Annotated in this window: 12 protein-coding genes; 4 read left to right on the top strand and 8 right to left on the bottom strand. The window is 67.4% G+C overall.

Annotated elements, in window-relative coordinates; all coding sequences use genetic code 11:
- Window positions 1-106: 106 nt before the first annotated feature.
- Window positions 107-997, bottom strand: coding sequence for a thiamine-phosphate kinase (gene thiL, locus IE191_RS16145; protein WP_191325416.1), 891 nt, complete (start codon window positions 995-997; stop codon window positions 107-109).
- A 159-nt stretch (window positions 998-1,156) separates the two neighbouring features.
- On the opposite strand from thiL, the gene IE191_RS16140 reads away from it, so the two are divergent.
- From IE191_RS16140 to IE191_RS16125, 4 genes are all read left to right on the top strand, one after another.
- Window positions 1,157-1,819 carry a TetR family transcriptional regulator gene (locus IE191_RS16140; protein ID WP_191325415.1) on the top strand — a complete coding sequence of 221 codons (663 nt, stop codon included), beginning with the start codon at window positions 1,157-1,159 and terminating at the stop codon, window positions 1,817-1,819.
- Window positions 1,809-2,711, top strand: a complete 903-nt coding sequence (mtnP, locus tag IE191_RS16135) for an S-methyl-5'-thioadenosine phosphorylase (RefSeq protein ID WP_229815504.1) — start codon at window positions 1,809-1,811, stop codon at window positions 2,709-2,711. Before IE191_RS16140 ends, mtnP begins: the two co-directional genes overlap by 11 nt.
- Window positions 2,712-2,848: 137 nt before the next feature.
- The gene (locus tag IE191_RS16130) at window positions 2,849-3,307 is read left to right on the top strand and encodes a MarR family winged helix-turn-helix transcriptional regulator (RefSeq protein ID WP_191325414.1); all 459 of its coding nucleotides are present in this window, start codon (window positions 2,849-2,851) and stop codon (window positions 3,305-3,307) included.
- Between the two features lie 71 nt (window positions 3,308-3,378).
- Entirely contained in the window at window positions 3,379-4,140 is a 762-nt protein-coding gene (locus IE191_RS16125) for an FAA hydrolase family protein (RefSeq protein WP_191325413.1), read from the top strand.
- A gap of 139 nt (window positions 4,141-4,279) precedes the next feature.
- Here IE191_RS16125 and IE191_RS16120 read toward each other — a convergent pair whose 3' ends face one another.
- From IE191_RS16120 to IE191_RS16090, 7 genes are all read right to left on the bottom strand, one after another.
- Complete coding sequence (locus tag IE191_RS16120; RefSeq protein ID WP_191325412.1) at window positions 4,280-5,293, bottom strand: type II secretion system F family protein; 1,014 nt, start codon at window positions 5,291-5,293, stop codon at window positions 4,280-4,282.
- A gap of 16 nt (window positions 5,294-5,309) precedes the next feature.
- The gene (locus tag IE191_RS16115) at window positions 5,310-6,278 is read right to left on the bottom strand and encodes a type II secretion system F family protein (RefSeq protein WP_191325411.1); all 969 of its coding nucleotides are present in this window, start codon (window positions 6,276-6,278) and stop codon (window positions 5,310-5,312) included.
- A 51-nt stretch (window positions 6,279-6,329) separates the two neighbouring features.
- A complete protein-coding gene (locus IE191_RS16110; RefSeq protein ID WP_191325410.1) occupies window positions 6,330-7,622 on the bottom strand; it encodes a CpaE/TadZ family protein in 1,293 nt (430 codons plus the stop codon).
- Window position 7,623: 1 nt separating this feature from the next.
- A complete protein-coding gene (locus IE191_RS16105; RefSeq protein ID WP_229815502.1) occupies window positions 7,624-8,325 on the bottom strand; it encodes a CpaD family pilus assembly protein in 702 nt (233 codons plus the stop codon).
- A 26-nt stretch (window positions 8,326-8,351) separates the two neighbouring features.
- The gene (locus IE191_RS16100; protein ID WP_373299313.1) at window positions 8,352-9,929 is read right to left on the bottom strand and encodes a type II and III secretion system protein family protein; all 1,578 of its coding nucleotides are present in this window, start codon (window positions 9,927-9,929) and stop codon (window positions 8,352-8,354) included.
- Between the two features lies 1 nt (window position 9,930).
- A complete protein-coding gene (cpaB, locus tag IE191_RS16095) occupies window positions 9,931-10,956 on the bottom strand; it encodes a Flp pilus assembly protein CpaB (protein WP_191325409.1) in 1,026 nt (341 codons plus the stop codon).
- Between the two features lie 75 nt (window positions 10,957-11,031).
- On the bottom strand, window positions 11,032-11,505 hold the full coding sequence (locus IE191_RS16090; RefSeq protein WP_191325408.1) for an A24 family peptidase: 474 nt from the start codon (window positions 11,503-11,505) through the stop codon (window positions 11,032-11,034).
- Window positions 11,506-11,517: the final 12 nt, after the last annotated feature.

Genomic DNA, 11,517 nt, shown 5'->3' with positions numbered 1-11,517 from the left:
TTGATGTGCCGGGTACATGGCGTTTCCGCACGCTGGCTGGAAACATTCGGGAAGCTATCTTATTTGTCGCGCCCCGCAAGCGGTATTGTACGGGTGTTCGGTGCGATTATTCGCCGTGCTGATAGCCCAGCCGTCCTTGCGGGCAGGCGCCGTCGAGCAGCAGGGGCACCGGCCCGGCGGGCTGCACCACGCCGATCCGCGTGGCCGGGCAGGGCGGCAACGTCCCGGCGGGCAGCGTGAACAGCAATTCGTAGTCATCGCCCCAGGCCAGCGCCTCGCGCCGGCGGGCCACTGGCAGGTCGGGCGGCAGCGGGCAGGCGGCGCTGTCGATGGCCAAGGTCACGCCACTGGCGCGGGCCATGCGCGTGGCATCAAGCAGCAGCCCGTCCGACACGTCCATCATCGCGCCGACGAGCGGGGCCAGCGCGCGTCCTTCGGCCAGGCGCGGCACGGGGCGGGTGAAGCGCGTGGTGTCGCGCGCGCCGGCCTTGCCGGCATGGCCCTCGCGCAGCGCCTCGAACCCCAGCATGGCATCGCCCAGTGTGCCGGTGACCCACAGCGCATCACCCGGCCGCGCGCCGCCGCGCGTGGGCACGGGGCAATGCGTGGCGCGGCCCAGCGCTGTCAGGCCATGCGCGGCCGGCCCGGCGCGGCGCACTGTGTCGCCACCCAGCAGCGGCACGTCGAACGCGGCCAGCGCCTGCGCCAATCCGGCCAGGAAACGCTCTTCCCCGCCGCCCAGGCCATAGCCCAGCAGCACGCCGAGCGGCGCGGCGCCCTTGGCCGCCAGGTCCGACAGGTTGGTCGCCACCAGCTTCCACGCCACGTCTGCCGGATCCTGCGCCGGCAGCCAGTGCACCCCTTCCACCATCATGTCGTGAGTCAGCACCAGATGCTCGCCGCCCAGGGCGATCACCGCCACGTCGTCGTCCAGCCCGCGTGCGGCCGGATCGGGCGCCAGGGCGCGCAGCGCGGCGATGAAAGCAGCTTCGTCCATGCCTCGGTGCGGTAATGGCAAACCGGGGGTTTGCAAGCGGGCCGTTGCCGGCAGGCTCGCGTGTGGGACAAGCGCTTGACCCTGGCCGCCCGCCCCGCCTAATCGATCGGTTGAATTCGGGTGACGCAAGCCCGACAGGGCAAAGGGACGGGCCAGGGCATGACGAGCGCAGCAGCACCACCGGCACAGGGCGCACCGGCCGGCAGCGAGGCAGAAGGCAGCGGCAGCGCGCGCGACCTCCTGCTGGCCGCCGCCTCTGCGGTGATGCGCGAAGGCGATCTGGTCGATATCTCGCTGTCCGAACTCTCGCTGCGTTCCGGCCTCAATTCGGCGCTGGTGAAGTATTACTTCGGCAACAAGGCCGGCCTGCTCACCGCGCTGCTCGATCGCGACATGGCCGAGATCGTCCGCTCGGTCGACGCGCTGGTGGCCAAGGATGACATGCTGCCGCAGGACAAGCTGCGCCGCCATATCTCGCGCTGCATCGATACCTATTACCGCTATCCCTATCTCAACCGCCTGCTCATGCGCCTGGTGCGCGACAGTGACGAAGCCGAGGCGCAGCGGATCGCCGACAAGTATCTCCGGCCGCTCAGCCGCGCCTATGACCAGTTGATCGGCGAGGGGGTGCGCAGCGGCGTGTTCCGCCCGATCGATCCGCAACTGTTCTATTTCACCATGAGCGGCGCGGCCGACCGGTTCTTTTCCGCGCGGCTGGTGCTGCGCCACTGCTTCGGCCAGGATTCGTTGACCGAGGAACTGCGCGACCGCTATCGCGAACACACCGTCGATCTCATCATGGCAGGCATTCTTGCACACTGAACCCAACCAGCCCTCGGGCAACGCACATTGGCGCATCGGCGTGATCGGGGGATCGGGGATCTACGATCTGTCCGGCCTGGAAGACGTGCAGGACATCGCCGTGCAATCGCCGTTCGGCGCGCCGTCCGGCCCGGTCACGCTGGGGCGGATCGGCGCGGTGGAATTCGTGTTCCTGGCCCGCCATGGCGCGGGGCACCGCATTCCGCCCGAAGGCATCAACCACCGCGCCAATATCGATGTGATGAAGCGCTGCGGCGTGACCGACCTGATCGCGATTTCGGCGATCGGCTCGCTGCGCGAGGAACTGGCGCCGGGCAGCTTCGTGGCGGTGGACCAGTTCATCGACCGCACCCACGGTCGCGCCGACAGCTTCTTCGGGGAAGGGCTGGTGGCCCACGTCTCGCTCGCCGATCCGGTCTGCGCGCGCCTGTCTGCCCACCTCGCCGATGCGGCGCAAGCGGCCGGGGCCAGGGTCCATCGCGGCGGCTGCTATCTGGCGATGCAGGGGCCGCAGTTTTCCACCCGCGCCGAAAGCCGGCTCTATCGCCAATGGGGTGCGGACGTGATCGGCATGACCGCCATGCCCGAGGCGCGCCTCGCCCGCGAGGCAGAGCTGCCTTACGCGCTGATCGGCATGGTCACCGACTATGACGCCTGGCGGGAAGGCGATCATGTCGACGTGGCGCAGGTGCTTCAGGTCATGCGCGGCAATGCTGCCCTCGCGAAGGCGACGATCGGGCAACTCGCCGCGCGTTTGCCGCAGGTGCGCACACCGAGCCCGATCGATCACGCGCTCGACGGCGCGATCATGACCGCGCCGGCGCACCGCGATCCCGTGCTGGTGGCGCGGCTCGGTGCGGTGGCTGGGCGGGCGCTCAGGAATGAGGGCTGACAGGCAGGACTGTTGCAATGCAGCGCGTAACGAAAGTTGCGCTGCGATAGCTTGTCTTGCACGATTGCAAGAGTTGATAGCCAATTAAGAGAAATATCGTTGTTGCCATTGCCGCTGGTTTCCGTAGATACGAAACCATGCCCGGAACCCAGACCCGTCTTGCCGAATTCGTGCCCTACCGCATGGCTATCACCTCTGGTGCGGTGAGCCAGGCCATTGCCAACGAATATCGTATGCAATTCGGGCTCAAGATCTCGGAATGGCGGGTCATGGCGGTGCTGGGTGATGCCGGTCCGCTGACCCAGCGCGACCTGGTTCGCGCCACGCAGATGGACAAGGTGGCGGTCAACCGCGCGTGCAAAGTCCTGGAAGACCGCAACTTGGTGCAGCGCAGCCCCAATGTCTCCGACGGACGCTCGCACCATCTTGAACTGACCCAGGAAGGCCGCGAGATCCACGCCCAGATATGGCCGCAGGCTCTTGAAATTTATGAGGAAATCTTCTCCGCGCTGACGCCGCGCGAAACCGAGAAGCTGCGCGCGCTGCTCGACAAGCTGCTCGGCGCGGTGCGGCGGTTCGAAGCGCGGCCCAAGTAAACGGCAAGACAATAGCAAGACCAGAATAGAACCAGGATATTATCGTCGCAGCCAATACAGGAGAGGTGAACATGAAACTGGCATCGTTGCCGCAGGGGCGCGATGGGCGCCTGATCGTGGTGTCCGACGATCTCGCCTGGTATGCCGACGCCGATCATGTGGTGCCGACGATGCAGCGGCTGCTCGACGAATGGCACCGCCATGCCGATCTGCTGGAAAGCCTGAGCATCGAGCTGGCCCATGGCGCCATCCCTCGCAAGCGTTTCCACGAACGGGAAGCCGCCGCGCCCCTGCCGCGCACGTTTCACTGGACCGATTCGGCCGATGCCCTGCGCCACCAGCCCGGCGACGGGCTGATGGGCGCGCGCGATCCGCTGCGCCGGCCCGGTGCCTCGGCCGTGGGCCTGGTGGCGATGACGGCCGACGTGCCGCAGGGCGCCACTGCGGCCGAAGCGCTGGGCCGCGTGCGCCTGGTCGGCCTGGCCCACGCCGTGGCGGTGCAGAGCGCACCGGGCGCCACCGGGCACTTTTCCCCGGTATTCGTGACGCCGCAGGCCTTGGGCGAAGCCTGGGCCGATGGCGCGCTGGCCGTGCCGCTGCGCGTCACGCGCGGGGACGAAACCGTTGAAGTGACGCTGCCGCCGACGCTGGGTGACACCATTGCGGGGCTCGCCGCCGAACGCGCGCTTGCCGCCGGTACGCTGGTCAGCCTGTCCGCGCCCCTGCCGGGCGCGCCGCTGGGGGCGGGCGAAACCCTGCGCGTGGAAGCGCGCAATGCCGCCGGGCGCAGCCTGTTCGGCGCCATCGAACAAGCGGTGCGTGTTCCAGCTTGATTTGCGGCGCAGGGTAAGGCCCGGCACCACCCCCAACCCCCTCCTCTGAAGAGGAGGGGGCTTTTCTTTTCAGCGCTTTAATTCCCCCTCCTCTTCAGAGGAGGGGGTTGGGGGGTGGTGCGAAGCCTGGCACCAGGCCTTACGGCGTAGGCGGCTTGCGGTTGATGAACTGGTCGCTGATCGCGCAGGCAGCCGGGCCGAGGATGACGATGAACAGCGTCGGCAGGATGAACAGGATCAGCGGCACGGTCATGATCGCCGGCAGGCGCGCGGCCTTTTCTTCGGCGCGCATCATGCGCTCGTTGCGGAATTCGGCTGAGAGCACGCGCAGCGCCGAGGCCAGCGGCGTGCCATAGCGTTCGGTTTGGACCATCGTGGTGGTCACGCCCTTCACCGAATCGAGATTGACGCGATAGGCCAGGTTTTCAAAGGCCTGGCGCCGCTCGGTGAGGAACGACAGCTCGATCGCGGTCAGCGCGAATTCGTCGCCCAGTTCGGGATAGGCGCGGCCCAGTTCGCGCGCCACGCGCCCAAAGGCGGCGTCCACGGTCAGGCCGGCTTCGGCGCAGATCACCAGCAGGTCGAGCGCATCGGGCAGGCCCTTGCGGATGGCGTGGGTGCGCTTGGACACCAGGTTGGCGATCCAGATGTCGGGCGCCTTGTAGCCGAAAATGACCATCACGGCGAAGCCCATGAAGCGCTTGAACGCGCCCCATTCGGGAAAGAACTGGAGCACGTAGATCCACAGGATCGCCAGGCCGCCCAGCACGATCGGGCCGATCATGCGGCCAAAGATCACCGCAACCGCCCATTCCTTCTTGCGGATGCCGGCCTGGGCCAGGCGCTGCTGCACCACGGCCAACTGGCTGTCCTGCAACACGCGCAGCTTTTCCAGCACGCTGCGGATGGTGTCGGTGGTCTGGTTGCGGCGAACGATCGAGTTGCGCTTGCGCGCGGTCGAGGTGATGATGCCGGCCTTGAGCTGCTCGCGCCGCTCGCCCAGCGCCTTGACGCGCTTGGCCATGGGATCGCGCACCGTGATCGCGGCATAGATCGCCAGGATCATCGCGGCGGCGGCCAGCATCAGCAGGATCGAGCCGGCGTGGACGACATTGATGCCGAGCAGCGTGGGGGCGGCGGGGGTCTGTTCCATCAGCGTGGTCCTTGGCTCAGATCTCGAAGCTGACCATCTTGGCCATGATGAAGGCGCCCAGGCCCAGCCAGCACAGGCCGCCCATGCCCGCCACGATCAGGCGCTCGTCGATGAAGAACTTGCCCATGTAGACCGGGTTGATCCAATAGATCAGGCCAAAGACGATGAACGGCAGGGCGCCGACGATATAGGCCGAAGCCTTCGATTCCGAACTCATCGCCTTGATCTTGAGCTTCATCTGCGCGCGCTTGCGCAGCACGTCGGCCAGGTTGGCAAGCGTTTCCGCCAAATTGCCGCCGGTCTCGCGCTGGATCGCCAGGGTGATGCAGAAGAAGCTGAATTCGGCCATGTCCAGCCGGTCGGCGGTGTCCTGAAGCGCTTCCTCCATGGTCTTGCCCACCTTGATCCGGTCGGTCACCAGCTTGAACTCTTCGCCCACCGGGCCGGGCAGCTCGCTGGCGACAACGCCCAGCGTCTCGGTGATCGGCAGGCCGGAGCGCAGCCCGCGCACCAGCAGTTCCAGCGCATCGGGAAAGCGGGTGACAAAGGCGTTCGTGCGCTTGGTGATGGCGCGGTTGACCACGAAGTGGGGAATCCCCGCGCCCACCAGCAGACCGGCCGGAACGGCCAGCAGCAGCGCGCCGGTCTTGAGGAAGATCAGCGCCGCCACGGTCAGGCCCAGGCCCAGCGAAGCGTAGAGGTATTGCGACAGCGTCCAGCCCTTGCCGGTGCGATGCAGGCGCAGCGCCAGCGCCTCGGTGCGCGAGGCGGAGCCGGCGACCCGATAGGCGCGGGGCGTGCGCGAGGCGATCGCCTTGCGATACTGCGCCTCCACTTTGTCCACCGCGCTGTCGGAATGGCGAAAGCGCACCTGCTGCAACCGGCGCGTGCTTTCCTTCTTGGCGTTCGGCCCGCTGAACGCGCCCAGGAGCAGCATCACCAGGGCGAGGCCGGCCAGCATGAACATCACCTGGGGAGAGAGCATCGACGGACCTGCCTACCTGAAAAACGCGGAACGGGATGATGCCTCCGGCGGTCAGGCCGGCGCACCGGCCTTGGTCTTGCCCTTGGCCGGCAGCATCTTCTTGAAATCCAGCTTGCCGAGCAGCGAGGTGGGCTTGGCCTTGGCCTTTGTCTTGCCCGGTACTGCGGCGTCGTCGCTTTCCTCCGACAGGCTGGCGATGGCTTGGGCCACCTCCTTCATCGCCAGCGCGGCCTTGGCGCTGCGGTTGGCGCCCAGGAACGTCTGGCCAAGCTTGGCGGCGTTGGCGGCGGCCTTGGCATCATAAGGCACCACGAAGCCGAGCTTGCGCTCGATCGAGGATTCAAAGTCGGCGCGGCTGATCTCGCCCACGCCCTGCTGCACCTTGTTGGCCACCACGTGCACGTGCGCGTGGGGCGCGTTGGCCTTGAGCCAGGCGAGCAGGCGGATGGCGTCGCGCGCGCTGGCCAGGGTCAGTTCGGTGGTCAGCACCACCGCGTTCACGTCGGCCAGCAGATGCGGGAAGTTGATCAGCATGTTGCGCGGCAGGTCGATCACGGTGGTCTCGAACGCCTGGCGGAATTCTTCCTGCAACTGCACAAACGCGCTGCCGTCGGTCATCAGCGGCGCGTTGATCGGTGCCTCGGCCGAAAGGATCGCCAGGTTGTCGTTGGCGCGGATCATCGCGCGTTCGATGAACAGCCCGTCGATGCGGCTGGGATTGTCGATCGCATCGGTCAGCCCGCGCCCCGGCTCCAGATCGAGCGTCAGGGCGCCGGTGCCGAAGTGCACGTCGAGGTCGAGCAGCGCGGTGGAGCGCTTGAAATCGGTGCTGAACGACCAGGCGAGCGAAGTCGCCAGCGTGGAGGCGCCGACCCCGCCGCGCGTACCGACCACGGCAGTGGTGACATGGCGCTTGGCGGCGCTGCCATCGTGGTTCTTGGGCGCGTTGAAGATCGCCTGGGCCTGGCTCAGCGCATCGCGCACCTGGCCCACGGCCAGCGGCTTGAGCAGGTAATCCTGGATGCCCGAGGCGATCAGATCGCGATAGAGCCGCACGTCGTTGACCTGGCCCACCGCGATGACCACCGTGCCGGGTTCGCACACTTCGGCCAGCGCGTTGATATCGTTGAGCGGATCGCCGCTTTCCGACAGATCGACCATCAGGATCGCCGGGCTGGCGCTGATCGAGAGCGATTGCACCGCGTTGCGCAGGCCGCCGCGCGCGCACTTTTCCGGCGGCCAGCCCATGTCGGCGGCCACGGCACGCACCACGTCGAGCGCGGCATCGTCGCACAGGAAGGCGGCGAAGAGATCGCGGTTTCCGGATTTCCAGGGTGCGCTCATGTCAGTTGCTCGCCGTTGCGGTGGAGGTGTTGACCTTTCTGACGGTGGCACCGCCCATCCCGCTGGGAGGATTGTTGCGATAGGCCTCGATCGCCTTGTTGCCGCTCATCACGGCTGTGCTGCCATCGCCGGTCTGGCCGCGCACCAGGTCTTCCTTGTTGGCGACCATCACCGCCAGGTTGGAATTCACCGCGCAGCCATAGTTGGTCGACGTGGCATTGTTGCCATTGCCATCGTTGTGGGTGGACCAGTCCGGGCAGCCCGGAACCGAGGCGGTGGTGCGCGCGATGACCAGGCGCGCCGTGCCTGGAGCAAGCGTTCCGGCCGTCACCGGCACGGCATCGGCCAGCATCAGGCCGTGGGCCGAAAGCACGGCCTGCACGGCCGCGCGCGTGGCGGGATCAGCGGCCGGGTCGTCCAGCGCCACCTTGTCGCCATAGCCCAGGCCCAGCGATTCGAACCAGCCGGCCAGGCGGCGCTGTTCGCTCACCGGTACGCCGCCGCCGGGCAGCGTGTTGATATCCAGGGTATAGCTGGTGCGCTCGACCACGGGCTGGTGGACGCTGTTGAGCGAACGGTTGGTCGGCTGGCCGCCGACGCAACCGGCCAGCGCGCCGGTGAAGGCGAGGGCGGTGAAGGCCAGGGCCATATTGCGAATACGCTGGCCGATACGCCGGTCGATGCTGTTGCGCGGGGTGGACATGGGCGGGTTCCTTGTCGCGGGATCGGTCACAGGCTGAAGCCGGGCTTGATGTCGGCGCTGGCCTGCTTGGTCTTGTCGGCCTGCGGACTGCGGGCGTCGCCCACCTTGGGCGGCGGCGGCCCCTGCACCGTGCCTTCGCGCTCGGTCGGCAGCGGGCGGGTCTCGCCGTTGGAAGGCGCGGTTTCCTGGTTGCCCAGCACCTGCTGCACGGCGTCGGCGGCGCGGAAGCCGTCGGTCGGCAGCTTGATGTCCTTGGCGTCGACCGGCTTGACCAGGTACGGCGTGACCACGATCACCAGTTCGGTCTCGCCCTTCTTGAACGCGGTGGAGCGGAACAGCGAGCCCAGGATCGGCAGGTCGCCCGCGCCGGGCAGCTTGGTGATCGTGTTCTGCGCCGAATTGCTGAGCAGGCCGGCGATCATGAAGCTCTGGCCAGAGCCCAGTTCCACGGTGGTTTCGGCGCGGCGCACTTTCAGCCCCGGGATCGAATAGCCGCTGAGCGAGATCGCCCCGTCGGTGGACAGTTCCGACACTTCCGGCCGCACCCGCAGCGAGATGCGCCCGTTGGTCAGCACCGTGGGGGTGTAGGCCAGGCTGACGCCGTATTTCTTGTATTCGATGCTGGTGGTGCCCAGGCCCTGTGACAGCGGGATCGGGAATTCACCCCCGGCGAGGAACTCGGCCGTCTCGCCCGACAGCGCGGTGAGGTTGGGTTCAGCGAGGGTGTTGGCCAGGCCGATCGTTTCGCCCAGGTCCAGCGCGCCCAGCACGTCCATGCCGAACAGCTTGCCGTTGCCGACCAGGCGCGTGCCGGTGGCTGCCGATGGCGTGACCGTGGTCGTGGCGTTGAGCGCGGTGGACATCCCGGTAATCAGCGGGCCACCGGCCACGTATTGCGTGGCGGCGCTGCCCTGGCCAATGCCGAACTTGAACCCGTCGCCCGAGGAAGCCGTGGCCCAGTTCATCCCGATCGAGCGGGTCAGCGTACGGCTCACTTCGGCAATGCGCACCTGAAGCATGACCTGCAACGGCGTGGCCGTCTTGAGCCGGCTGATCACCTGCATCTTCTCGCCCACGAAAGCCTTGACCAGGCGTTCGGCCTCGGCGGCATCTTCGGGTGCGTTCACGGTGCCGGTCAGCAGCACAGTGTTGTTCATCGTTGCCGTCTGCACTTTGGCATCGGGCATGGCGAGGTGCAGCATCTGGTCGATGCTGTCGATATTGGTGCCCACGCGCACGTTGGCCGACCAGATCACGTCACCCTTGGCATTGCTGGCATAGACCGTGGTCTCGCCCGGCCCCTTGCCGAAGACATAGAGCTGGTTGGTCGATTTCACCTGCACGTCGGCGACCTTGTCGTCCGCCACGAAAATGTCGGCCATGCGCGAGGGCAGGGTGATGAGTTCACCCCGGCCCAGGCCCACCGCGATCGAGCGGGCCGGGCTGGTCACGTTCTGGGCATGGGCGGCCGGGGCCAGCGCGGCCAGCGGCGTGACGAGAGCCATGGCCGGGAGCAGCATGGAAGAGAAGCGGTTCGACATGCTCTGGCCCCTGGCGGCGCGGCGGAACGAGGCGGACTGGCGGAAAGCGAAGACGGCGTTCATCTCACTGCGCTCCCACGCTGACGGTCACGGTGTCCTTGCCGCGGGTGATGTTGACGACCGGGCCGCGCGGGCGCGGTGGCGCCACCGGGCCGGCCACGGCCGCAGGCGCAGGTGCGGGTGGCGCGGTGAAGCCGCCGCTGCCGCCACCGCCCATCGGCGGCATGGACTTGCGCTGGAACCGCGAGACATCGCCGCCGGTGGCAAAGCTGGTGCCGCCGTCGAGAGGATGGGCCAGCGCCTGCTTGAGCAGCTTTTCCTCGTCCTGCGGGCTGGCGCCGGCGGGAACCTTGACATCGCCCGAGGCGATCGCCTGCTCCAGCTCGGCCGAATTGTCGGCCAGCGAGCGCAGCGACAGGCTGAGCGTGCCGATGGTCTGCGCCACGGCGATCTTCTCGGCGATCTTGGGCGTCACTTCCACGGTGACCGTGCTGAAGGCCTTGACCTTGGTCTTGCCTTCGACTTGCTCCTGCGTGGCAGACTGGTCGGTGGCGAGCACGCGCAAGTTGCGGATGATCGTTTCCGAAGCCTTGAGCGGCTGGGGGTCATTGCCCTTGACGGTCTGGGTCAGCACCAGGTCGATATGGTCGCCCGGAAACACGAAGCCGGCCACGCCGGTGCGCGCGGAAACCGGAATGGTGACGGCGCGCATGCCCGGCCCGAGCGCGGCGGCGAGGAAGCCGCGATCGCCGGGCGCGACCAGCGAGCCTTGCGTGATCGGTTCACCGGCGGTGATCGGGTTGCGCACCACGGTGCCGAGCAGCTTCTGCATGTCGGCCTCGCCTTCCAGGAAATAGGCGTCCTGCACCATTTCCTTGGGCCAGGCCTTGAAGCCGATGGAGTCGGCGGTGATGATCGTGCCCACCGGCAGGGCGCGTTGCGCCACCAGCACCTTGGAACCCATTTCCACCTTGGCGGCGGCCGCCGCCTGGGGTGAGCCGGAACCGCGCACCATGTTGAGGCCGACATTGGCCATGAGGATCGCTGCGAGCCCAGCCCCTCCCAGCAGCAGCAGTTTCTTCTTGTCCATCGCCAGTTATCCCGCCCTTACAGAACAGTGCCCGATCCACCCGGCAGCCATCCGACAAATTGGTTAAGTTTGGCCTTAGCCGGCCGCGAGCGCCTGAAGCCCCGCGCCGTACGTTGTACCAAGGACACACAGCCCCGCCGTGGCGATCGCCACGCCATAGGGAATCTTGAGATGGTCCTTGCGCCGCCGCATCACGTGCCAGACCCCCATGGCCACGGTCAGCACGCCGCCCACCAGCGCCATGATCAGCAGCAGCTTGGCAAACAGCACCGGCCGCAGCCACAGCGCCAGCGCGGTGAGCAGCTTGACGTCACCCCCGCCCATCATGCGCAGGGCAAACAGCCCGGCCAGCACCACGAAGGCCGCCACGGCCACGCCCAGTTGCAGCACGACATCGGGCCACAGGTGCAGCCCGCAGGCCCACCAATAGACCGGGGCCAGTGCGGCAATCCCGGCGTTGAGCCAGTTGTCGATCTGCCTGCGGCGCAGGTCGGTAAAGGCTGCCACCAGCAGCGCGATTGCCAAGACCCCGGCCAATCCGTAAACCATCGAAATCCCCCT

It is taken from the genome of Novosphingobium pokkalii (assembly GCF_014652855.1).
Lineage (GTDB): Bacteria > Pseudomonadota > Alphaproteobacteria > Sphingomonadales > Sphingomonadaceae > Novosphingobium > Novosphingobium pokkalii.
This window is presented reverse-complemented; position numbering and strand designations above follow the sequence as displayed.